Here is a 21,513-nt window from a genome sequence, read left to right as displayed (position 1 = left end):
TGCTCACAGTTCCCTGACCTTCTGGCGGCGCACGATCGCGATGAAGAACGGCGCGCCCACGAGCGCGGTGATGATGCCCACGTCGATCTCCGCGGGCCGGGCCACTACTCGTCCGAGCACGTCGGAGGCGGTGATGAGGATGCCGCCGGTGAGCGCGGAGAACGGCAGCAGCCAGCGGTGGTCCACGCCCACGAGCAGCCGGCAGGCGTGGGGGACGATGAGGCCGACGAAGGCGATGGGCCCGGTGACGGCGGTGGCGGCGCCGCAGAGCATCACCGCGCCGAGCGAGGCCACGGCCCGGGTGAGGATCACGCGCTCACCCAGCCCGGCGGCCAGGTCGTCGCCCAGGGCGAGCGAGTTGAGCGGCCGGGCGGCGAGGAAGCAGATCGCGGCGCCCACCGCGAGGAACGGCAGCACCGTCTCGATGGCTTCCGCGCTGGCCCCGCCGACGCCGCCGATCTGCCACGAGCGCACGCCCCCGGCGATGTCCCCGCGCGGCAGCACCACGGCGCTGATGAACGACGACGCGGCCGCCGAGGTGGCGGCGCCGGCGAGCACGAGTTTGAGCGGGGTCGCACCGCCGCGTCCGAGGGATCCGACGGTGTAGACGAACACCGCGGCGATCCCGGCGCCGACGATCGCGGTCCAGATGTAGCCGGTGTAGCTCCACAGACCGAACCACGCGATGCCCACCACCACGGCCAGCGAGGCGCCCATGGTCACGCCCAGGATGCTGGGGTCGGCGAGCGGGTTGCGGGTTACGCCCTGCATCACCGCCCCGGCCAGGCCCAGGGCCGCGCCCACGAGCAGCGCGAGAATGGTGCGGGAGATCCGCTTGGCCACCGAGGCCTCACCGAGGCCGTCGGTGGAGCCGCCGAGCGCGGCCGTGATCTCGTCGAGCGAGACCACACGGGAGCCGATGGTCACCGACAATATGACGACGACGACGAGGACCGCGATCGTCACCAGAAGCCAGCCCACGCGGACCCGCGCCGGGTGCCGCACCGTCCTGACAGCAGACGTGGCGACGCCCGGCGCGTCTGGGGTGGCGGTTTCCGAGCTCACTCGCGTGTCCTTGAGCGGCTCGGTCACTCGGCCGCGCTTGTGCGGCTCGTTCACTCGCCGTTGCCGACGGCCTCCGCCAGCTGCGCCACGTAGTCGTCGAGCACCCACGAGATGGCCAGCGGCGTGGGGTTGGCGGCGGTGCCCATGGGGCCGCTGCCGTCGAGGAAGACGATCGCGTCGTTCTCCACGGCCGGCATCTGCGACAGCAGCGGATCGGAGCGCAGGGTGTCGACCAGGCTCTGGTCGCCGTAGGTCACGATCAGCTCGACGTCGTCGAACATGTCCAGCTGCTCGGCGCTGACGCTGCCGGAGAACTCGCCGCTGGCCGAGGCGTCCTCCACGGCCTGCGGGGTGTCCAGGCCCAGGTCCTCGAAGAACGCGGCCCGGGTGTCGGCGGCGGTGTAGAAGTTCACCGTGCTCAGGTCGGTGGGGTCGACGTGGGTCATGAACATGGTCTTGGTGCCCTCGAGCTGCGGGTGCTCGGCCACGGCGTCGGAGATCTCGCCCTCGAGCTCGGTGATCATCTCCTCTCCCTCGGCCTCGAGCCCCAGGCCCATCGAATTGAAGCGGATCGAGTCACGCCACGAGGTGGCCCACGGCTGGTCCGGGTAGGCCACCACGGGGGCGATCTCGGTGAGGGTGTCGTAGTCCTCCTGCGTCAGCCCCGAGTAGGCGGCCAGGATGACGTCCGGGTCGGTGTCGGCCACGGCCTCGAAGTCGATCCCGTCGGTCTCGTCGAACAGCACGGGGGGCTCCGCGTCGAGCTCCTCGAGTCGCTCCTCCACCCAGGGGAGCATGCCGTTGTCGTCGTCGTCCCCGAAGGTCGCCGCGGCCATGCCCACCGGGACGACCCCCAGGGCGAGCGGCACCTCGTGGTTGGCCCACGCCACGGTGGCCACCCGCTCGGGCGCCTCCTCGATGGTGGTAGTGCCGAGCGCGTGCTCGATCACCACGGGGAACTCCCCGGAGCCTCCCGAGGCGGCCGCGCCGCCGGAGGAGTCGGAGTCGGCCGACGACCCGCAGGCCGACAACACCAGGGCCGCCGTGGTGGCGATCAGAAATGGGACAACACCGCGAGAACGCATAGGGGCGGCTCTCTCACTCTCGAGAAGCAGGAACAGGACAGCGCCCACCATTAGGTGAGGCTCCCCTAAGACGTTACGACGCGCCCGGTCAGCGGCGCAATCGCTTGATCAGGACGCGTGGTGTAGCAATCCGGACACCGAGGGCGTGCCGGTCGCGGTCGCCGGGGCATCGTCTGCGCCGGTCGCGGGCCCCCCGGCGGCGCGGAACTGTCCGGGGTTAGCCCGGTGGTCCGCCGGAACGCGGCGCCGAACGCGCTGGCGGAGCTGTACCCGACCCGCGCCGCGACCTCGTCGACCGCCATCTCCCCGCCCAGCAGCAGCGCCGCGTGCTGCGCGCGCAGGGCCGCCTGCCAGGCCCCGAAGCTCAGTCCCGTCTCCGCCCGGAACGCCCGGGTCACGGTCCGCTCGCTCACGCCGAGCCGCGCCGCCCAGTCGGTGAGGGAACGGTCGTCGCCGGGGCGGGACTCGAGTGCGGCCACGATCGGACGCAGGAGCTCGCTCGTGGGTTTGTGCACCAGCAGTGCGAGAGGGGAGGGCTCCAGCAGGTCGAACACCATCTGCTCCGTCAGCTCACGCGACCGGGAGTGCAGCGTGTGGTCCACGAGCCGCTCCAGTAGCAGGGTCAGCAGCGGGGTCACCTCCACCGCCACGGGCTCGGCCGGCACCGTCGAGGTGGTGCGGACGTCGACGTGCGCGGTCCGGTACCAGGTCCCCGCCGGAGCCGTGGCCGAGTGGAGCACGCCCGCGGGGATCCACAACCCGACGGACGGCGTGATGGTCCAGGTGCGCGAGCCGATGCTCGCGGTGGAGGCCCCCGACCGGTTCCACAGCAGTTCGTGGGTGGGGTGCGAGTGCGGCTCCCACTCGGTGTCGCGGCTCACCAGCTCGTCCATGCCGGTGATCACGAACGGCATCACCGCGGCGCCCGCCTCGTACACCGGCAGCGTGCGCGTATCGATCCCGCCGCGGCGTGAGGAGCTGGTTCCGGTCATGCGCTGATTGTCGCACTACCGCCCGTCCCGCCCCGCGTAACGGTGGTCACATCAGCAAAGCCTGCCGAGCGTCGTGCAGTACAGTGCGAAGGTTCCCGTGCGCGCCCCGGGCCCCGCCGGGTTCCCACCTTTGCATCAATTCGTAATCTCTAAGGATTTCCGTGACGACTGAGTCATCCTCCGCTGCAACTCCCCCCGCCCAGCGCGACCCCGCGCTGGGCTCCCCGCCGCTGCCCGCCGCCACCAAGCGCCTGATCGCGCTGCTCGTGGCCGCCGCGTTCGTGGTGATCCTCAACGAGACCATCATGTCGGTCGCGATTCCCGAGCTGATGGGGGAGTTCGCCGTCACCGCCGCCACCGCGCAGTGGCTCACCACGGCGTTCATGCTCACCATGGCCGTGGTCATCCCGTTCACCGGCTGGATGCTGGTGCGGCTGCCGCTGCGGACCGTGTTCATCATCGCCATGACCACGTTCACCCTCGGCACCCTGCTGGCCTCGCTGGCCCCGGTGTTCCCGATCCTGGTCGCCGGCCGCGTGGTGCAGGCCGTGGGCACCGCGATCATGATCCCGCTGCTCATGACCACCGTGCTCAACGTCGTCCCCGCCGACCGCCGCGGACGCACGATGGGCGTGATCTCCATCGTGATCGCCGTGGCCCCGGCCATCGGCCCCACCGTCGGGGGACTGGTACTGGACGTGATGAGCTGGCGCTGGATGTTCTGGCTGGTCCTGCCGATCGGGTTGCTGACCCTGGTCGCCGGCGCCACGCTGATCCGCAACGTCACCGCCACCCGCCCGATCCCGCTCGACATCCTCTCCGGCATCCTGTCGGCGATCGGCTTCGCGGGCCTGATCTTCGGCCTCAGCTCCTTCGGCGAGGCCGCCAACGACAACGCCCTGGTGTCCCCGTGGGTGCCCGTGTCGGTGGGTGTGGTCGCGCTGACGGTGTTCGTGTGGCGTCAGCTCTCGCTCAAGGATCTGGCCCTGCTCGACGTGCGGGCCTTCACCTTCCGCACCTTCACCGTCAGCCTGACGCTGATGCTGCTGTCCATGATGGCGCTGTTCGGCACGTTGATCCTGCTGCCGCTGTACATGCAGCAGGTCCTGGGCACCACGACCCTCGAGTCCGGCCTGGCGCTGCTGCCCGGCGGCCTGCTGATGGGCGTCCTCGGCTGGTTCGTGGGCCGGATGTTCGACCGCATCGGCCCGCGCCCGCTGATCATCCCCGGCTCCGTCCTGGCCGCCGCGGGTCTGTGGGGGATGTACACCTTCTTCTCCGCCGAGTCCTCGCTGGTCATCGTGGTGGCCTGGCACATGGTCCTCAGCGTGGGGCTGGCCCTGCTGTTCTCGCCGCTGCTCACCTCGGCGCTGGGGTCCCTCCCGCCGCACCTCTACTCGCACGGCTCGGCACTGCTCAACACGCTGCAGCAGGTCGCCGCGGCCGCGGGTACCGCGCTGTTCATCACCGTGATGACGCTGGGGATCGTGGCCGGAGCGGAGTCCGGTGAGGGCGACATCGCCGCGCAGATGAACGGCGTCCACAACGCGCTGCTGGTGGGCGCGGTCATCTCGCTGATCACCGTGGTCGGCGCGTGGTTCGTCCGCAACACCGCCCAGACCGAGGGCCCGGCGACGGCTGCGATGGCCGAGGACACGACGGCGGATCAGGCCCCGGCCGGGGCTCCCGCCCACGTCTCGGAGTGACCCGCGTCATATCCTCAGGGGTGTGAAGGTTGATCTGACGGTTCTGGCCATCCCGGGCTTCGTCGCGGCGATGGTGGCGGAGTACACATGGCAGTCCCGCAACCCGGCGCAGGGGGAGCGGGCCGGCGACTACGAGTTCGCCGACACCATGGCCAGCCTGTCGATGGGCGTGGGCAGTCTGGTGGCCCCGTACGTGGCGGACACCCTGCTCGCGCCCGTCACGCCGCGCGCAGGCCGGTACGCCAAGGCGCTGATGGGTGTGTCACTGGTGGCTGCGGCCGTCGCGACCGCCGGTGACGTGGTCCGGCGCACCCGCACCACCGGCCTGCTCGAGGCGGGAGCGTTGCCGTCGCCACATCCCGCTGCCCCCGACGCCGGGGCAACGCAGGTGCCGCCCGCACTGCAGCGCATCACCGGGGGTTCGGCGGTCACGGCGGTCGCCTCGGCCGTGGTGACGGTCTCCACGTTGTGGAGTGCGGAGACGGCCGGCAAGAAGCTGTTCCGGCTCACCCCGCTGGACCTGGGCACGGGGCCGCTGGCGTACGCGACGGCGATCCTGGGCTGGGACTTCATCTACTACTGGAACCACCGCTTCGACCACGAGAGTCGCTGGCTGTGGGCGATGCACGTCGTGCACCACTCCAGCGAGCGCTACAACCTCTCCACGGCCCTGCGCCAACCGGTGGCCGAGGCGCTGACGATCTACGTGCCCTACGGGCTGCTGTCGCTCCTGGGTGTGCGGCCCGCGCTCGTGCAGGACGCGCGGGCGATCAACCTGATCTACCAGTTCTGGATCCACACCGCCGTCATCCGCTCCATCGGTCCGTTGGAGAAGGTGTTCAACTCGCCGTCCCACCATCGCGTGCACCACGGCAGCAACCGCCGGTACCTGGACCGCAACCACGGCAGCATCCTCATCGTGTGGGACCGCCTGTTCGGCACCCACGAGCCGGAGGGGGAGAACGTGGTTTACGGGCTGACCACCAACATCGACACCTTCAACCCGGTGCGGATCGCCACGCACGAGTGGGTCTCGATCGCCCGCGACGTGTTCCGGGCGCGCTCCTGGGGTGACCGGCTCGGGTACCTGGTGCGCGGGCCGGGGTGGGCTGGGGCGAGGCGCGCGTAGGCCGCTGACCTGGGGTGCCCTGCACGCACCGTTCAGGGCGGTGCAGGTCACGGAGCCGGGGCAGCCGGCCCCCGAGGATTAAAGGTACTGGTATGTTCTCGCGCATGGGTAGCTTGATTTGCGGGTTCGCTGTGGCGTACTCGCTTGCTGTTCGCGACCGCCGCGCCTGACGGCGCGTGTCGCTGAACGCTTAGCGCGTCGTCCGTCCGAGAGTCCGTCTGCGTCTCGGAACGGCACCTCTGCGTACCCTTTTCCCGGTCTTCATGACCCTGCCAGGTTTCGAGGCGCTCCCATTTCGATCTTGGAGCGCGATCATGCCCCGTTCATCCCATGGCGGCCGACACGAACTCGGCCAGAACTTCCTCGTACACATCCCGGCCATCGAGAAGATCACCACACTCGCTGCGGCTACCGAAGGGCCGATCCTGGAACTCGGCGCCGGCAGTGGTGCCCTCACCCGGAATCTTGTGCGGCTTCGGAGGCCGCTGACAGCGATCGATATCGACGAGCACCGAGTGGCCGAGCTACAGCGAACCCTGCCCGGGGTGACGGTGGAGCATGCCGATGCCCTGGCCTATCCGTTCACCCGCCCGGTGATCGTGGGGAACGTGCCTTTCCACATCACCACGCCCATCCTGCGACGTCTGCTCACCACCGGGACGTGGCAGCACGCGGTGCTGCTGACTCAGTGGGAGGTGGCTCGAAGGCGTGCCGGTGTCGGCGGGTCCACGATGCTGACCGCGCAGACCGCACCCTGGTTCACCTTTACGCTGCACGGACGAGTTCCCTCCTACGGCTTCCGGCCGCCACCGGGCGTGGATGGCGGCATCATCCACATCGTCCGCCGCGTCTGTCCTCTGATCCCGGGCAAGCAGCGCCCGCCGTACGAACGGTTCGTCCGCGCGGTGTTCACTGGCCGCGGCGGGAGCCTCGATCGCATCGTGCAGCAGGCCACACGGTCACCTCGCACGCTCGTCCGCGAGGCCCTGAATGAAGCGATGATCGAATCGCGGGCCCTGCCGCGCGACCTGCGCCCTGAGCAGTGGGCGGCGCTATGGCGTCATCTGGACGGATGAACCCGGCCTGTGCCAGGGTAACGAGTGCCGGGCCGGGTGCGATTTCTCTGGTGAGTCCCCGGATCTCCATACGTGAGGAGCGACATCATGTTTTCAGACGGACTGTTCGAGAATCCGCTGCGCTTCCTGTTCGGCCCCGGGCCGGATGAGGTGTCATGTCTGGCGTTGACACCGGAGTGCATGGGTCTGCTGCCGTACCTCGCGGCGCAGGTCGGCGTGGGTTCCTGACGCCCGGGTTCCACACATCGCAGCCGGGCGCGACCGCCTATCCGACCGAGTGTGCCCGGCGCTGCGCCTCGAGCGCGGCATCGAGCAACCGCGTGATTTCCGGATCGTCCCGCCGGTAGATCTCGTGGACCCTCTCGGTCAGGCGACTGCTGGTGCCGAGTGCCCAGAAGGCCGGCATCGCGCGCACGTACATCAGGCGGAACACCGGATCCAGGGCTGCGGCGTGGGCCGCTGGCGCTCGCTGCGCTGGGCGGCTCGTTGCTGCTGACGTTCGTCACCTGGTTGGAGGGTGGCACCGGGATGGACGAGCAGGGGCTGGCCGGCTTCTGTGTGGACGTGGTCCTGTCGATCCCGGGAGTGCTCGTGATCGACAACTAGAACCTGTTATTGACACCCGTCAACCCCCGCGTATTCTCCTTCAGGTGGCTACCCTCACCTCTTTCCCTCGTCTGATGTCGCCCGGCCGGATCGGTCCCATGGACACGGCGAATCGCATCGTGCTGCCCGCCATGGACATGAACGTCTCCGAGGACGGCGAGATCGAGAAGCGCGAGATCGATCACTACGTCGCCCGCGCCGCCGGCGGTGCCGGGTTGATCATCACCGGGGCCTGCGCGGTCGCCTTCCCCCACAGCGCCGCGTCCATGAAGGAACCGGGACTCTCGGACGACAAGTTCATCCCGGGCCTGGCGGCACTGGCCGACGCGGTCCACGCCGCGGGGTCGAAGCTGTGCGTGCAGTCCACGCACCACGGCAAGGTCGCGCGGGTGGACATCGCGAACGATCGTCCGGTGATCGCGCCCAGCGAGCCCGACTACGACTACGACTACTCCGCGCTGGCCGACAGCACCGGCGAGGAGCTGGGCCGGATGGGCGGGGCCACCGCCGGCAAGAAGACGGTCTACCGCGAGATGACCGGCGAGGACATCGCGTGGCTCATCTCCACCTGGGCCGATGCCGCCGACCGTATCGCCCGCGCCGGCGCGGACGCCATCGAGATCCACGTGGCGCACGGATACATCCTGGGAGTGTTCCTCAACCGCCGCGACAACAAGCGCACCGACGCCTACGGGGGTTCGCTGACGGGTCGGGCGCGGCTGGCGTGCGAGGTCATCGCGGCGGTCAAGGAGCGGGTGGGGGAGAAGCTGGCGATCCTGGTGCGGGTGTCCGGCGAGGAGTACGGCCAGGACGGCGGGCTGACGCTCGAGGAGTCGATCGAGGCGTCGCGGATGTTCGAGCGCGCGGGCGCGGACGCCATTCACGTGACCGGGTGGGGCCGCAACCCCTTCGACAACTTCACCGATGGGCCCCTGCCGGACACGATCGGGGCGTACGTGGACAACGCCGCGGCCATCAAGGCCGCGGTGTCGGTGCCGGTCATCGCCGTGGGTCGCATGCTGCCGGAGGTCGCGGAGAAGGCGATCGACGACGACAAGGTGGACTTTGCCGCCATGGGCCGGCAGCTGCTCGCGGATCCGGAGCTGCCGAACAAGCTGCGCGCCGGAACGCCGGAGCAGGTGCGGCCGTGCATCAACTGCTACCTCTGTGTAGCCGAGAACTTCTTCGACGACACCCCGTTCTGCGCGGTCAACCCGCCGCTGGGTAACGAGACGCTGCTGCCGCTCACGCCTGCCCCGAGGCGGGACCACGTGGTGGTGGTGGGCGCGGGCCCGGCCGGGCTCGAAGCCGCCCGTGTGCTGACCGAGCGCGGGCACCGCGTGACCGTGCTGGACAAGGCCGACCGGCTGGGCGGCACCATGTGGTTCTCCACGCTCACCACCCCGGACAACGAGCCGCTGATCCGCTGGTTCGCCGCCGAGATCGACAGGCTGGGCATCGACGTCCGGTTGAGAACCGAGGCCACGGTGGAGTCCATCCGTGCGCTGCGACCCGACTGGGTGGTGGTGGCCACCGGAGCCGTGCGGCCCGCCCCGACCATCCCGGGCGGCGACCTGCCGATCGTGCAGACCGGCGACACGCTGCGCGGTCTCATGCTGGGCACCGCCACCGCTGAGGAGGCCGGGCCGGCCCTGCGGCTGATCGGGCGGCTCGGCCGCCTGTCGGGGATCACCAAGCGCCCCGCGTGGATTCGCCGCTTGACCAGGATCGCGCTGCCGATGGGCAAGGACGTCGTGGTGATCGGCGGCTCCCTGGTCGGCCTGGAGCTGGCCGAGTTCCTGGCCGAGCGCGGCCGCCGCGTGACCCTGCTGCACGAGGACCAGCAACTCGGTCTACCGCTGGCCATGCCGCGCCGGTGGACCGCGGTGCGTCGCGCGCGCGAGCACGGCGTCGCGATCCACCGACGGGTCACCGTCACGCGCATCACCGAGTCGGGTGTCGAGTGGGCCGACCGCAAGGGCACCGCCTCTTCGGCCCCGGCCGACATGGTGATCTACGCCGACGGCACCACCGCCTCCGCGCCGCTGGCCGACCAACTGCGCGAGGCCGGTGTGGATTGCGAAGTGATCGGCGACGCCGGCGAGGTGGGCTACATCCACGGGGCGATCCACTCGGCATGGAAAGTCGCCACGCTGGGGTGAGTCAGGGCAGCCCCTGTGCCCGGAGGAGCCGGCGTTGCGTCCGGCGCCCCTGTGCGGCCATGAGGGGCAGGCCTGCCGCCGCGACCCGTGGGAAGGTCGCACCCAGCCGGGCGAGCCCGCCGCGCCACGCCGGCACGGACGTGACCGCGCGAGGGGAGTCCAGCACCGCGCCCACCGCGCGCACCACGTCGCCGGGTTGGAGCAGGGATCCCGAGAACGACAGCGCGGCCTGCGGATCGGTCAGTTTGTCGTGGATCATCGGCGTCCAGATCCCGTCCGGGCAGATGCAGGAAATCGCGATGTCCTGCACTCCCGCGATCCTCAGGTCACAGGCGGTGCTGATGCTGAACCCCATCACCGCGTGCTTGGACGCCGCGTACACGGCCTCACCTGGGACCGCGGAGATCCCGGCCAGCGACGCGATGTTGATGATGTGCCCGCCGCCACCCGGGTGGGCCGGGCCGCGGCCGCGCATCGCCTCGATCGCGGCGACGGTGCCGTTGATCGTGCCGAGGGCGTTGACCTCCATGAGCAGTCGCCGCTGATCCTCGGTCTGCTCCCACGCCGGCCCGGTGAGCAGCACGCCAGCGTTGTTGACCCACACGTCGATGCCCCCGGCCGACGCGATCAGCGCGTCCCGGGCAGCGGCGACCTGCGCGTGGTCGCGGACGTCGACGGCAGCCCAGGTGGCGCTCCCGCCGATCTGCGCGGCGGCCGCGGCGGCGGTGTCGGCGTCGAGGTCGGTGACCATCACCCGGTAGCCGCGACCGGCGAGCATCGCAGCGATGTCCCTGCCCAACCCGCGACCGGCCCCGGTCACGAGCGCGCTGCGCGACCTCGTCGTCGTCGTCACTCTTCGTTTTTCAGTCCGGACCGGATCTGACCGTAGGAGATCCCGCCGTGGCAGAAGGTGGGCACCACGGGCCAGAACCGCTTCCACGGGACCAGCTCGGTGGAGGGCAGGATCTGCAACCAGCGCGGATCACTGGGACACCGGTCCGCCATGGTCTTCTCCTTGATCATGGAGTCGTACTGGTCTAGCGAGTCCTCGAGGGTGTTGGCGTTGGGGCAGATCTCCCGGCCGAACTTCTCGTGGTAGCGCCGCACGCCCGGGATCCTGGACCGCTCCGGCTGCCAGTTGTCCAGCGAGATGCCGTTCTCCGAGGACACCCAGACGCCGTCCGGGGTGTTGATGACCAGCGAGTGGTTGCCGTCGGTGTGACCGGGGGTCCACAGCAGGGCGATGCCGGGGCCGAGCTCGATGTCCCCGTCGAACACCGCGAACTTGTCCCGGTCGACCCCACCGAGCCCGCCGGAGACGTACCAGGCCCACTGCATGGGGTGCAGGTCCTCGAGCGTGGCCAGCTCGCGGCGGTGGACCAGCAGTGTGGCGTCGCCGAACAGCGGCGCGCGGGGCGCGGTGTCGCCGGGGATCACCTCGGTCGAGCCCAGGATCATGCGCGGGTCCTGCACGTGGAGGTGGTCGAACGTGCAGAAGTCCACGTCCTGCGGCGTGAGGCCGACCTTGGCGAGCGCCTGGTCCGGCTCGTTGAAGTACTTGAGGAGCAGCTTGACGGCCAGGTTGCCGCCGGGGATCTTGTCCGTGAGCTTCTGCAGGTTGTCGTAGAAGGGCGCCTCGGCGGACCCGGCGGGGACGGTCGGCTCGAACACCAGGGTGCGGGGGCGACCGTCCCAGTCGTCGTACTGCACCACGATCATCCGGTTGATCATGGTGATCAGCGGCAGGCTGGGGACCGAGACCGCGTTGTTGAAGGCGTACTTGACCGGGTACGGCGCCGCCGCGACGTCCACGGACTGCACCGCCCGCACCTGACCCTGCTGCACGAAGCGCGCCTTGTACTCGGTGGCGGCCGCCCGCACGGCCCGCAGGCGCTCGCCCCGGGGCCACAGGTCGTGGACGCCGTCGAACTCGGGGATCGACCGCGCGCCGATCTGCTCGAGCATGTTCTGGGACGTCTTCTCTTGCAGCATTGTTCGCTCCTCGTGGTTCTCCGGTCTCCTACAGGGTCCGGCGACGGGGAGCGGAAAACTTGTGTCAGCGCGACAGTCTGGCCTGTCGCCGGAGCTTGCCGGGGGAGACGCCGAACCATCGGCGCACGGCGTGGCTGAGCGTGGACTGTTCGGAGAAGCCGACCAGGTCGGCGATCTGGGTGAAGGACAGGTCGGTGGTCGTGATGAACCGGTGCGCCCGGTCTCGCCGCAGGTCGTCGACCACCTGGCCGTAGGTGGTGTTCTCGACGACGAGGTGGCGCTGCAGCGTCCGGGGGTGGAGCGCCAGCGCGGCGGCCACCACCGCGAGAGGCGGGACCCGCCCGGGCAGGCTCTCGCTCACCGCGAGGCGGACCCGGCCGGCCACCGACCGGGCCGGATCGGAGTACGCGTCCGTCAGGTGATCCAGGGCGGCCCTGCGGATCTCCTCGTCGGCGGTGGCGAACGAGGCGTCCAGGATCCGGCGGTCGACGCACAACGCGGCGACGGGGCGGTCGAACTTGATGTCGGCGCCGAAGAACCGCAGGTAGCGGTCGATCGGGGACAGGGGCCCGTGGGGCAACTCCACCGACCGCAGGCCGGTGCTGCCCCCGAGGAGCTGCACGGCCACGCGGTGGAACACCCCCAGGCCCAGCTCGATGGCCTGCGGGGAGTACGGCGACTCGGACAGCTGTTTGCGGTAGGTCAGCGCGATCACGCCGCGGCGGTTCCACGGGTCGTCGTCGACGCCGATCGTCAGCGCGGGGCTGTGGACGAACAGGAACCGCGCCCCGTACTCGAGCGCCTCGGTGGCCGTCGAGGACGACCGGACCGCCCGCGCGAGTGGGCCGAGGATGGTGAGGTCCTGGCGACCGGCCAGCCGTAGCCCGAAGTCGGGGCAGCCGAGCTCCGCCGCGGCGGCGTCGAGCATCTGGTCGTGAGCGGTGATCGACACCAGCTCGTCGTCGCCCTCCAGCACCTCGCGATCGATGCCGAACCGGTCGAGCAGCCGATCGGGGTCCCCACCGAGTTCGGTGACCAGGTCGCCGAAGCCCCGCAGGCTGGCGGTGCGGATCAGCGGCTGCACAAGGGCTCCCGAATCACCGGCTCCGGGGTGGTGACCGATCCCGGAGCGCTCACCCGGGGACGTCGATCTCGCCGGCCACCCGCTGCCCGGATTCGACCGCCCCGTCCATGTAACCGGCCCACCGGGTGGCGGTCTCCGTTCCCGCCCAGTGCAGTGGGCCGACGGGCCGCCGCAGGTGGGGCCCGAAGCGGGTGAGGGTGCCCGGCGCGGCGAACGCGCCGTAGCAGCCGCGGCTGTACTCCTCCTCGGCCCAGTCGTGCTCGATGACGTCGATGGGATGGCGAGCCCGGGGGCCGAAGTAGCCGACCAGGTCGTCCACCACCCGCGCCCTGCGGTCGGCGGGATCCAGACGGGCCCCGGCGTCCGCGTGCCGGCCCTCGAGGAAACCGACCAGCACCCCGGGCGTGCCACTGTCCGGGGTTTTGCTGTGCGGGGTGTTGTCGAAGACGGTGCCCAACGGTCGCGATGTGCTGTTGGCCTGGCCGCTCCACCCGTCGGTCCGCCAGAACGGTTCCTCGTAGACCACGTTGACCTTGATCACCCGGCCCATGGGCAGCCGTTGGAGCAACTGGTCCCGGTCGCCGGGCAGGCCGGGGGAGTAGCGGATCCTCGCGGCCAGCGGCGGCGGCACCGCGACCACCACGTGGCGGGCGCGCACTGCCATGCCGCCGGCGAGTACGCGGGCCCCGGTGTCGTCCCACTCGATCCCGGTGACGGGACGGCCCAGCATCACGCGCTCGCCGAGCTCGGCCGCCATCTCGGTCGCGATCGCCTGCGCCCCGCCGACAACCCGGTCCTGCTGCGCTCCGCCGGCGGTGTCGATCAGTGCGTCGAGCCCACCCGCCGCACCGATGTAGAACCCAGCCCACAGCGCGGACAAGTCTTCAGGACCGGCCGCGAAGACGGCCTCGGTGACCGACCGGAAGTAGGCCCGGCCGTTGCGGGTCCGGGCAGTGCGCCGGAGCCAGGTCTGGAACGTCTGGCCGTCGAGTCGCTCGGAGTCGGCGGCCCGCCACGGGTCGCCGGGCGGGATGGCCGCGGCCATGCGATCGAGCCGTGACCGGGCCCGGACGATGTCGGCCAGCGTGACGGGATCGAGCCGGGGGATAGAACCGGTGTACTCGGACCGGGCCCCGCCCAGCTCGGCGATGTGGCGACCGTCGATGTGCGTCGGGTAGGTCTGGAGCCCCAGCTCTCGGATCAGTGCGAGGACGCGGTGCTGGGTGGGGCCGACCCACTGTCCGCCGACCTCGATCGGCGCACCGCCGGGCAACACGGAGTTGAGCAGGCGCCCGCCGACCCTGTCCCGGGCCTCGAGGACGCGGACGTCCCGGCCCGCGCGGGTCAGTTCTCGCGCGGCTACCAGCCCGGCGACGCCGGCGCCGACGACCACCACGTCCACGTCCACAGGCGAGTCCATCCCGCGCCTCCCTCCTCCCGATGTCTAGCAGGCGAGCCGGCCGGGGGAGGCGGAGTCGGGCAGACGGCAGGCCCGGCGGACGGTCACCTGCCGAACATCTTCGCGAGGAACCCCTCCCTGGGCTGGGCCTCGTGGCCCGGGCAGCGCTCGGACCGGGACACGCCGGCCATGACCTGGTCCACGTGCATGCCGCACCCGGCCCAGGTCGTCTTGCCGCACGTCTTACAGGTGGCTTGACGGCACATCAGTAATCCTCCGGTGTTCGGGTTCCGGCAGCCGCGGTGTCGGCCGCTCGACAGCCTCGAGAGTACATACCCCGAGGGGTATATACAAGGGCCCCGGGACGGTGCGGGACCGCGCCCGGGCGCCCCTCCTCGTCGACATCCTGTCGTGTTGACAATCGCGCCGACCGGTGTCACTGTATTAATCACTTAATACAGTGACACGAAACGGGGGCGGAGATGCAGTTCGACACCTCATCCCCGATCTGGGTACAGCTCGTCGGGGAGTTCTCGCGGCGCATCGTGACGGGGGAGTGGGCGGCGGGCGACAAGATGCCGGGCGTCCGGGAGTTGGCGACCGACCTGGGCGTCAATCCCAACACGGCGCAGCGGGCTCTGGCCGAGCTGGAGCGAACGGGCCTGTGCCGGTCCGAGCGGGCCTCCGGTCGGTTCGTCACCTCCGATCAGGACCGGATCGACGAGGTCCGTGCCGACCTCGCGACCGATGCCGCCGACGAGTTCGTCCGTCGGGTCCGAGGGCTCGGGATGGCGCACGGCCAGGCACACACACTGCTCGACACGAGATGGGACGACCATGAACACCACGCCACTGCACATGCGAACAGCGGACATGCGAACAACGGAGGAGCCTGACGTGGCCACTCCCACTACACTCGTCGAGGCCACGTCCCTCCACGTGAGCTACGGTGCCACCACGGCGCTGGACGGTCTCGAACTACAGCTGACGCCGGGCCGGATCGTGGGTCTGCTCGGCGAGAACGGCTGCGGCAAGACCACGCTGCTCAAGGTCCTCGCCGGCGTGCTTTCCGGGTACTCCGGCAGCGTGCGGATCGACGGCCACGCCCCGGGCCCCGAGTCCAAGGCGATCGTGTCGTTCCTGCCCGACACCAGCTTCCTGCCCGACTCCGCCCGGGTGAGCTACTGCCTGGAGCTCTACCGCGACTTCTTCGCCGACTTCCAGGCCGAGAAGGCCCGCGACCTCATCGGGTTCTTCGGTCTCGGCGAGTCCACCAAGCTCAAGGACATGTCCAAGGGCATGCGCGAGAAGGTGCAGATCGCCCTGGCCATGTCCCGCGACGCCCGCGTGTTCTTGCTGGACGAGCCCATCTCGGGCGTGGACCCGGCCGCGCGTCAGCTGATCCTCGACGGGTTGCTGCGCAACCTGTCCGAGGACTCGCTGCTGATTATCTCCACCCACCTGGTGCACGACCTGGAGCCGATCCTCGATGCCGTCGTGATGATGCGCCACGGTCGCGTCCTGCTCCAGGGCGACGCCGACGACCTCCGCGGCCAGCACTCCGCCAGCCTCGACCAGATATTCAGGGAGACCTACCGATGACGACGACACTGCTCAAGCACGAGTGGCTGCGCACACGGGGCCAACTCGCGAACCTCTTCGGCCTGATCGCCCTCGTCGGCGTCCTGGGCAGTCTGCTCGCTGCCGCCGGATGGCCGCTGCTGTCCCAGCTCGGACTGGCGCTGGGCATGCTGGCCGCGGTCGTCGCGGTCCCGGCCGTCCAGCTGGCCATGGCCGCCGACTACTGGCGATCGGGCTACGGCCGCACGGGGTACTTCACGCACTCGATCCCCGTCCGCGGCTCCCGCATCTTCTGGGTCAAGTTGGCGTGGGCGATGATCGTCTCCCTGGCCGCGATCGTCCTCACCGCCGTGCTCGCGCTGCTGGCGTGGTGGGCGGCCGCGCGGGAGTCCGGGCTCCCCTCGCCGTCGTGGTCGGTCTTCTCCGATGCGTGGTCCACCGTCACCGCCGTCGCCCCGGCCTGGATGATCGTCTGCGGGTTGCTCCTGGGGCTCGGGTCGTTCCTGGTCTGGCCGGTGTACTACTACTTCTCGGTGTCCCTGGGGCACGAGCGTCGGTTGGCCGGACTCGGCGCCGGCGGACCCGTTGTGGTGTTCGTGCTGGTCTACGTGGCGACCCAGGTCCTGTCGCTGGTCGGGATGATCGTGCTCCCGTTCGGGGTGGGGGAGGTCGACGGCGAGACGCTGGGCATCGTCCGGTTCGACATCCTCTCCGAGATGGCCGCGGGGGCCGCCGCGAGCAACAACGTCATGCCCGTGGGGTTCGTCGCGGCCCTGGCGGCGCTGGTGGTGTTCTGCCTCTGGCGCACGGCCCGCTCGTGGAACCACAAGGTGGCGCTGGCCTGAGGGGTCCCGCCAACCGGGAGTGCCTCCGCGGTCTCCCGCCGGAATTCACCTCTTCCGAACTCGTCGAGCACACCACCGTGCTCGGCGAGTTCGTCGTCGGAGGGAGGTAGGGGAATATAAGAAACCTATTCCTCGGGCGCGGCGCGGAGTACTGTTCACATTAGTCGTCGGCCGGAAGCCCCATCCGGCTCGAGCGCGCGACTGACCGACCCTCACGAGGACGTCCCCTCGCCTTCCGGAAAGCCCGCAGCCCATATCGATCGTCCTACCGTCCACGTGGCTCTGGTCGTGGGTCGGCGCACGGGGTAGGTTGCACCGTGAACCCTGATGAACAATTGTTCATATAACCAAGGAAGCTGTCGTGAACGGTCGTCTACCGCTGCTGTGCCCACTGGCAGCGGTGGTGCTCGCCCTCGGGACGGCGTGCGTCCCGGGCGGCATCGACGATCCCGTCCCCTCGCAGAACGTTCCGGGCGTCATCGAGTCCACATCGCCGTCCACCGGAGGACCGGCGATGAATCCGCAGGACCTCGACGACTCCGTCGTGTTCCTCAAGATCACGGTCTCCGGGCACGTCCTCGACGACGGGGGTGGGAACGGCGACCCCGTGCGGTCCGACGAGGTGAGGGCGGTCGGGTCCTGCACCGGATGGGTGGCCGGCGGCGGCGGGGAGATCGTCACCGCGGGCCACTGCGTGGACCCGGACGAGGGGCGCGCCGCCGTGATCGACGCCTACCGGGCAGGCGCTGAACCCATCGGCGGCGACGGCCTGAAGGCCGAGTTCGAGATCCGGGTGGAGGCCGGCCAGCCGGATATCGACGGTGCGACCATCAAGGACTGGGTCCCGGTGGAGGTGGTCGACGTGGTCCCGTACGAGCAGGGGAATCTGGCTCTGCTGCGGGGCCCCGGGCGTCCCGCCTCCACGCCGCCCCCTATGGAGATCGCAGAATCCGGTCTGCAGCCCGGAGACCGCGTCACCTCGATCGGCTTCGACGGCGCCGATGCGGACGTCTCCGCGACGTCGGGCATCCGGGCCCCGTCGTTCGCGGCCGGCGCCGTCTCCGCCCGTGACGTCTCGCCGCAAGGAGTGACGGGATACGAGGTCGCCGCCGACGTCAGCTCCGGCATGGCCGGCGGGCCGACCGTCGACGAGTGGGGCCGGGTGGTCGGCGTGAACACCTACGTGGTCCGCGGCGGGAGGAGGGACTTCAACATCGTCACCACCACCTCGGAACTGCGCGGAATCCTGGCCAGGAACGGCGTGGGGTGAGAAGCCGGCGGTCAGTCCCCGGCGTCCGCCAACAGCCCGTAGAGGCGCTTGCGCAGTGCCACCAACTCGGCGGTCGCCGCGGAGCTGGCGCCACGGTCGCCGGTCTGGACGACGGCCCGGACCGCCATGGCCGCATCGCCGAAGGCCTTCCAGAGCTCGGCGTCTCCGCCCAACCTCGAACCGGCCTCCTCGGTCGCGTCGTCCCACGGTGCAGCGCGGCCCTCCAGCTGCTCGACCTCGGCGCGACCGGCATCGGTGAGCTGATAGTGCTTGGGGCCGGCGTCCTCGGCGGGACCGATCAGGCCCTCGTCCTCCAGTAGCGACAGCGCGGGGTAGACCGCGCCCGAGCTGGGGCGCCAGGTGCCGCCACTGCGCTCGGCCAGCGCTCGGATGATGCCGTAGCCGTTCATGGGCCCCTCCGCCAACAGCAGGAGCGCGCCGTGTCGGACATCTCCTCGTCGTCGTCTCCGGGGGCCACGACGCATCCCGCGCCCCTCGTCGAACGGTCCGAAGGGTCCGCCCGGCCCGAACGGTCCGCCGGGCCCGAACGGTCCACCAGGTGCGAACGGCCCGCCGCCGGCGCCGTGGTCGTGACGAGTGCCCCTGTGGTGTCCGCGGTGATGGCCGGGGCGGCCGCCACGCCGGGGGTGCCCGCCCGGCCCTCGTGGTCCCGGGCCGCCGACGTCCCCGGGGTCGTTCCCGACGTCGTTGCTACGCATCGTGTCGTCCTCCTCGAAGGGGCACCTGATCGGTGCCCGTCTGTGAAAAAGTATCGTTCAACTCTCGAAGAATGTCAACGACATATCGTTAACTGGTCGGTCTCGTGGACGCCCGACCAGTCGGGCAGAATGGAGGTCGACGCAGGGAACACACAGGTGGGCCCGCGCGTTCAACTGGTACGAGTGATTCGTCGGTGACCCGGCGGGGACTCTCGATAAACGACCTTCCCCGACAATCCGAAGGGACCTCGATGCGCACCAGCAGCAATCCGGTCTTCAGTTCCCTGTCCCAGGGCAGCGCCCGCGGCGCCACCCAACTCGGTGGTGCCGGACGCGCCACCTTCCAGCAGGGGCAGTACGGCCAGCAGGGCTACGGCGCCCAGCCCGGTTACGGCGCCCCCCAGGCTCACCCGCAGTTCGACACGGACACGCGGCCCATGACGATCGACGACGTTGTCACCAAGACCGCCATGACCCTGGGCCTGCTCAGCATCGTCGGCGCTGTGGGCTTCTACATGATCTCCGTGAACCCGGGCCTGCTCCTGCCGTTCCTGCTCGTGGGCGGCATCGGCGGCCTGGTCGTGGTGCTCATCGCCACGTTCGGTCGCAAGATGGATTCCGCGCCGATCACCCTGACGTACGGCGCGCTCGAGGGACTGTTCGTCGCCGCGGCGACCTACCTGTTCACCGTTGGTGACGGCCTTCAGGGCAGCGCCATCCTCGGTGCAGTCGGCGCGGCCATCCTCGGCACCATCGGCGTCTTCGTGGGCATGCTGTTCGTCTACAAGACCGGCGCCGTGCGCGTCACGCCCAAGTTCACGCGCTTCCTCACCGCCGGCATCGTGGGCGTGCTGTTCGCCGGGCTCGGCAGCATCGTGCTCAGCCTCTTCACCGGCGGCTCGAACCCGCTGTACGACGGTGGCCCCCTCGCGATCGGCTTCTGCCTCCTGTGCATCGGCCTCGCCGCGTTCAGCTTCCTGCTGGACTTCGACAACGCCGACCGCCTCGTGCGCGCCGGTGCCCCCAACAAGATGGCGTGGGGCGTCGCACTCGGCCTGACCGTCACCCTGGTCTGGCTGTACATCGAGATCCTGCGCCTGATGAGCTACTTCCGCGACTGATCTGCGCGAGCAGTAGCCCCGCCGGCAGTTCCGGCGAACGACCGGCGAGCCAGCGGCCCCGGCCCCACTGCCCCGACCCCCCCATCAGGGGAGTCGGGGCAGTGGCTATTTCGGGGGAATGTGTAGTCGGCCGGAACGGGTGGGCCGAGCGGGTGGGGCCAGCTCCTGCGCCGAAACTGCCAGGACGTACCGGGCTGTGCGTTTTGCCGAAAGGTCACATCGGTTCACATTTTCCCAGGACGCCGTCGCATGAAGTGCCGCTTTTGTGACCACTCGGCGGGGCGAGTCGATGGCGAACGACCCAACAGCCGAGGGGCCACGAGAAGAGCGTCCCGAACACCCGCCACTCGGGCGATGTGTTCGGGACGCTCTTCGCTATGCGCACGCGGACGCGCACTATGCGCACGCGCACGGGGACGCCCGGGGGCGTCAGGGGATCAGCTGAGGCGCTCGAGCACCATCGCCATGCCCTGGCCACCGCCGACACACATGGTCTCGACGCCGAACTGCTTGTCCGCGGCCTGCAGGTTGTTGATGAGCGAGGCGGTGATGCGGGCGCCCGTCATGCCGAACGGGTGGCCCAGCGCGATGGCGCCACCGTTGATGTTGAGCTTGTCCTCCTCGATCCCGAGCTCACGTGCGGAGCCGAGGACCTGGACGGCGAACGCCTCGTTGATCTCGAACAGGTCGATGTCGGAGACCGACTTGCCGGCGATCTTCAGGGCGTTCTTGACGGCCTGGATCGGGCCGAGGCCCATGATCTCGGGGGACAGGCCGGAGACGCCGGTGGAGACGACGCGCGCGAGCGGGGTGAGGCCGAGCTCCTTGGCCTTGACATCGCTCATGATGACGAGCGCGGCGGCGCCGTCGTTGAGCGGGCAGCAGTTGCCGGCGGCGATGGTGCCGTCGGGGCGGAAGACCGGCTTGAGCTGCGAGATCTTCTCGTAGGTGGTGCCGGGCCGCGGGCCGTCGTCGGTGGAGACCACGGTGCCGTCGGGCATGGTCACCGGGGTGATCTCGTTGGCGAAGTGGCCGTTCTCGACGGCGGCGACCGCGCGGGTCTGCGAGCGCACGCCCCAATGGTCCTGCTCCTCGCGGGTGATGCCGGTCGTCTGCGCGACGTTCTCGGCCGTCTGACCCATCGGGATGTAGACGTCCGGCAGCTGGCCGTTCTCGCGGGGATCGGTCCACGTGTCGGCGCCACCCTCGGCGCGGGCACCGGTGCGGGCCTCGGCGTCGGCGAAGATCGGGTTGTGGGTGTCCGGCCAGTGGTCGGAGGTGCCCTTGGCGAAGTTGGTCACGGTCTCGACGCCGGCGGAGATGAACACGTCGCCCTCGCCGGCCTTGATCGCGTGCAGCGCCATGCGGGTGGTCTGCAGTGACGAGGAGCAGTAGCGGTTCACGGTGGTGCCGGGGACGGTGTCCAGGCCGGCGAGCACGGAGACGACGCGACCCAGGTTGAAGCCCTGCTCGCCACCCGGCAGGCCACAACCCAGCATGAGGTCGTCGATCTGGGTGGGGTCGAGGGAGGGGACCTTCGCCAGCGCGGCCGTGACCATCTGCGCGGCGAGGTCATCGGAGCGGATGCCCACGAGGGAACCCTTGTTGGCGCGCCCGATGGGGGAACGGGCGTACGAGACGATCACGGCTTCCGGCATGGAAAGCTCCTTCGTTGCGGGTG

21 protein-coding genes are annotated in these 21,513 nt (G+C 70.1%); 10 read left to right on the top strand and 11 right to left on the bottom strand.

The features are described 5' to 3' along the window. Positions 1-3 precede the first annotated feature (3 nt). The 3 genes from NJE57_RS03450 to NJE57_RS03440 all read right to left on the bottom strand — a co-directional run bounded on the left by NJE57_RS03450 (position 4) and on the right by NJE57_RS03440 (position 3,142). Positions 4-981 carry an iron ABC transporter permease gene (locus NJE57_RS03450; protein ID WP_319027095.1) on the bottom strand — a complete coding sequence of 326 codons (978 nt, stop codon included), beginning with the start codon at positions 979-981 and terminating at the stop codon, positions 4-6. 134 nt (positions 982-1,115) lie between these two features. Beyond that, positions 1,116-2,150: an iron-siderophore ABC transporter substrate-binding protein gene (locus NJE57_RS03445; RefSeq protein WP_319026951.1), complete on the bottom strand. Its 1,035-nt coding sequence runs from the start codon at positions 2,148-2,150 to the stop codon at positions 1,116-1,118. A 65-nt stretch (positions 2,151-2,215) separates the two neighbouring features. Next, complete coding sequence (locus NJE57_RS03440) at positions 2,216-3,142, bottom strand: AraC family transcriptional regulator (RefSeq protein ID WP_319026950.1); 927 nt, start codon at positions 3,140-3,142, stop codon at positions 2,216-2,218. A gap of 161 nt (positions 3,143-3,303) precedes the next feature. On the opposite strand from NJE57_RS03440, the gene NJE57_RS03435 reads away from it, so the two are divergent. The 4 genes from NJE57_RS03435 to NJE57_RS03420 all read left to right on the top strand — a co-directional run bounded on the left by NJE57_RS03435 (position 3,304) and on the right by NJE57_RS03420 (position 7,281). Beyond that, on the top strand, positions 3,304-4,848 hold the full coding sequence (locus NJE57_RS03435) for an MDR family MFS transporter (protein ID WP_319026949.1): 1,545 nt from the start codon (positions 3,304-3,306) through the stop codon (positions 4,846-4,848). Positions 4,849-4,870: 22 nt separating this feature from the next. Next, entirely contained in the window at positions 4,871-5,977 is a 1,107-nt protein-coding gene (locus tag NJE57_RS03430) for a sterol desaturase family protein (protein ID WP_319026948.1), read from the top strand. Between the two features lie 314 nt (positions 5,978-6,291). Continuing rightward, positions 6,292-7,053: a 23S ribosomal RNA methyltransferase Erm gene (gene erm, locus NJE57_RS03425; RefSeq protein WP_319027093.1), complete on the top strand. Its 762-nt coding sequence runs from the start codon at positions 6,292-6,294 to the stop codon at positions 7,051-7,053. Positions 7,054-7,140: 87 nt separating this feature from the next. After that, positions 7,141-7,281: a hypothetical protein gene (locus NJE57_RS03420; RefSeq protein WP_319026947.1), complete on the top strand. Its 141-nt coding sequence runs from the start codon at positions 7,141-7,143 to the stop codon at positions 7,279-7,281. 37 nt (positions 7,282-7,318) lie between these two features. Here the strand turns inward: NJE57_RS03420 and NJE57_RS03415 are convergent, their stop codons facing one another. Then, entirely contained in the window at positions 7,319-7,486 is a 168-nt protein-coding gene (locus NJE57_RS03415; RefSeq protein ID WP_319026946.1) for a hypothetical protein, read from the bottom strand. A 247-nt stretch (positions 7,487-7,733) separates the two neighbouring features. Between NJE57_RS03415 and NJE57_RS03410 the strand changes: the two genes are divergently transcribed. Then, the gene (locus NJE57_RS03410; RefSeq protein ID WP_319027091.1) at positions 7,734-9,821 is read left to right on the top strand and encodes an NAD(P)/FAD-dependent oxidoreductase; all 2,088 of its coding nucleotides are present in this window, start codon (positions 7,734-7,736) and stop codon (positions 9,819-9,821) included. Position 9,822: 1 nt separating this feature from the next. Here NJE57_RS03410 and NJE57_RS03405 read toward each other — a convergent pair whose 3' ends face one another. From NJE57_RS03405 to NJE57_RS03385, 5 genes are all read right to left on the bottom strand, one after another. After that, positions 9,823-10,674, bottom strand: coding sequence for an SDR family oxidoreductase (locus tag NJE57_RS03405; RefSeq protein WP_319026945.1), 852 nt, complete (start codon positions 10,672-10,674; stop codon positions 9,823-9,825). Then, the gene (locus NJE57_RS03400; protein WP_319026944.1) at positions 10,671-11,813 is read right to left on the bottom strand and encodes a hypothetical protein; all 1,143 of its coding nucleotides are present in this window, start codon (positions 11,811-11,813) and stop codon (positions 10,671-10,673) included. The genes NJE57_RS03405 and NJE57_RS03400 overlap by 4 nt, the downstream gene beginning before the upstream one ends. A 64-nt stretch (positions 11,814-11,877) precedes the next feature. Further along, the gene (locus tag NJE57_RS03395) at positions 11,878-12,897 is read right to left on the bottom strand and encodes an AraC family transcriptional regulator (protein ID WP_319026943.1); all 1,020 of its coding nucleotides are present in this window, start codon (positions 12,895-12,897) and stop codon (positions 11,878-11,880) included. 49 nt (positions 12,898-12,946) lie between these two features. Next, the gene (locus NJE57_RS03390) at positions 12,947-14,317 is read right to left on the bottom strand and encodes a flavin monoamine oxidase family protein (RefSeq protein ID WP_319026942.1); all 1,371 of its coding nucleotides are present in this window, start codon (positions 14,315-14,317) and stop codon (positions 12,947-12,949) included. Positions 14,318-14,400: 83 nt separating this feature from the next. Further along, entirely contained in the window at positions 14,401-14,562 is a 162-nt protein-coding gene (locus NJE57_RS03385) for a hypothetical protein (RefSeq protein ID WP_319026941.1), read from the bottom strand. A gap of 216 nt (positions 14,563-14,778) precedes the next feature. Between NJE57_RS03385 and NJE57_RS03380 the strand changes: the two genes are divergently transcribed. The 4 genes from NJE57_RS03380 (at position 14,779) to NJE57_RS03365 (ending at position 17,992) form a co-directional block, all read left to right on the top strand. Next, the gene (locus tag NJE57_RS03380; RefSeq protein ID WP_319026940.1) at positions 14,779-15,192 is read left to right on the top strand and encodes a GntR family transcriptional regulator; all 414 of its coding nucleotides are present in this window, start codon (positions 14,779-14,781) and stop codon (positions 15,190-15,192) included. Between the two features lies 1 nt (position 15,193). Continuing rightward, positions 15,194-15,898 (top strand): ABC transporter ATP-binding protein, encoded by a 705-nt coding sequence (locus tag NJE57_RS03375; RefSeq protein WP_319026939.1) that lies wholly within the window; start codon positions 15,194-15,196, stop codon positions 15,896-15,898. Further along, positions 15,895-16,722 (top strand): hypothetical protein, encoded by an 828-nt coding sequence (locus NJE57_RS03370; RefSeq protein WP_319026938.1) that lies wholly within the window; start codon positions 15,895-15,897, stop codon positions 16,720-16,722. The genes NJE57_RS03375 and NJE57_RS03370 overlap by 4 nt, the downstream gene beginning before the upstream one ends. Positions 16,723-17,083: 361 nt before the next feature. After that, positions 17,084-17,992, top strand: coding sequence for a serine protease (locus NJE57_RS03365; protein ID WP_319026937.1), 909 nt, complete (start codon positions 17,084-17,086; stop codon positions 17,990-17,992). Positions 17,993-18,003: 11 nt separating this feature from the next. Here the strand turns inward: NJE57_RS03365 and NJE57_RS03360 are convergent, their stop codons facing one another. Continuing rightward, complete coding sequence (locus tag NJE57_RS03360) at positions 18,004-18,477, bottom strand: PadR family transcriptional regulator (protein WP_319026936.1); 474 nt, start codon at positions 18,475-18,477, stop codon at positions 18,004-18,006. A 485-nt stretch (positions 18,478-18,962) separates the two neighbouring features. On the opposite strand from NJE57_RS03360, the gene NJE57_RS03355 reads away from it, so the two are divergent. Continuing rightward, positions 18,963-19,832: a Bax inhibitor-1/YccA family membrane protein gene (locus NJE57_RS03355; RefSeq protein ID WP_319026935.1), complete on the top strand. Its 870-nt coding sequence runs from the start codon at positions 18,963-18,965 to the stop codon at positions 19,830-19,832. 437 nt (positions 19,833-20,269) lie between these two features. Here NJE57_RS03355 and NJE57_RS03350 read toward each other — a convergent pair whose 3' ends face one another. Further along, entirely contained in the window at positions 20,270-21,490 is a 1,221-nt protein-coding gene (locus tag NJE57_RS03350; RefSeq protein ID WP_319026934.1) for an acetyl-CoA C-acetyltransferase, read from the bottom strand. Positions 21,491-21,513: the final 23 nt, after the last annotated feature.

This window comes from Dietzia sp. PP-33 (assembly GCF_033790845.1).
GTDB lineage: Bacteria > Actinomycetota > Actinomycetes > Mycobacteriales > Mycobacteriaceae > Dietzia.
This window is presented reverse-complemented; position numbering and strand designations above follow the sequence as displayed.

Bases quoted from the DNA above. Each gene is read 5' to 3' on its own strand.
- NJE57_RS03390 (WP_319026942.1), bottom strand. From the start codon at position 14,317: ATGGACTCGCCTGTGGACGTGGACGTGGTGGTCGTCGGCGCCGGCGTC.
- NJE57_RS03380 (WP_319026940.1), top strand. From the start codon at position 14,779: ATGCAGTTCGACACCTCATCCCCGATCTGGGTACAGCTCGTCGGGGAG.
- NJE57_RS03410 (WP_319027091.1), top strand. From the start codon at position 7,734: ATGTCGCCCGGCCGGATCGGTCCCATGGACACGGCGAATCGCATCGTG.
- NJE57_RS03400 (WP_319026944.1), bottom strand. From the start codon at position 11,813: ATGCTGCAAGAGAAGACGTCCCAGAACATGCTCGAGCAGATCGGCGCG.
- NJE57_RS03370 (WP_319026938.1), top strand. From the start codon at position 15,895: ATGACGACGACACTGCTCAAGCACGAGTGGCTGCGCACACGGGGCCAA.
- NJE57_RS03360 (WP_319026936.1), bottom strand. From the start codon at position 18,477: ATGCGTCGTGGCCCCCGGAGACGACGACGAGGAGATGTCCGACACGGC.
- NJE57_RS03420 (WP_319026947.1), top strand. From the start codon at position 7,141: ATGTTTTCAGACGGACTGTTCGAGAATCCGCTGCGCTTCCTGTTCGGC.
- NJE57_RS03355 (WP_319026935.1), top strand. From the start codon at position 18,963: ATGCGCACCAGCAGCAATCCGGTCTTCAGTTCCCTGTCCCAGGGCAGC.
- NJE57_RS03440 (WP_319026950.1), bottom strand. From the start codon at position 3,142: ATGACCGGAACCAGCTCCTCACGCCGCGGCGGGATCGATACGCGCACG.
- NJE57_RS03350 (WP_319026934.1), bottom strand. From the start codon at position 21,490: ATGCCGGAAGCCGTGATCGTCTCGTACGCCCGTTCCCCCATCGGGCGC.
- erm (WP_319027093.1), top strand. From the start codon at position 6,292: ATGCCCCGTTCATCCCATGGCGGCCGACACGAACTCGGCCAGAACTTC.
- NJE57_RS03445 (WP_319026951.1), bottom strand. From the start codon at position 2,150: ATGCGTTCTCGCGGTGTTGTCCCATTTCTGATCGCCACCACGGCGGCC.
- NJE57_RS03385 (WP_319026941.1), bottom strand. From the start codon at position 14,562: ATGTGCCGTCAAGCCACCTGTAAGACGTGCGGCAAGACGACCTGGGCC.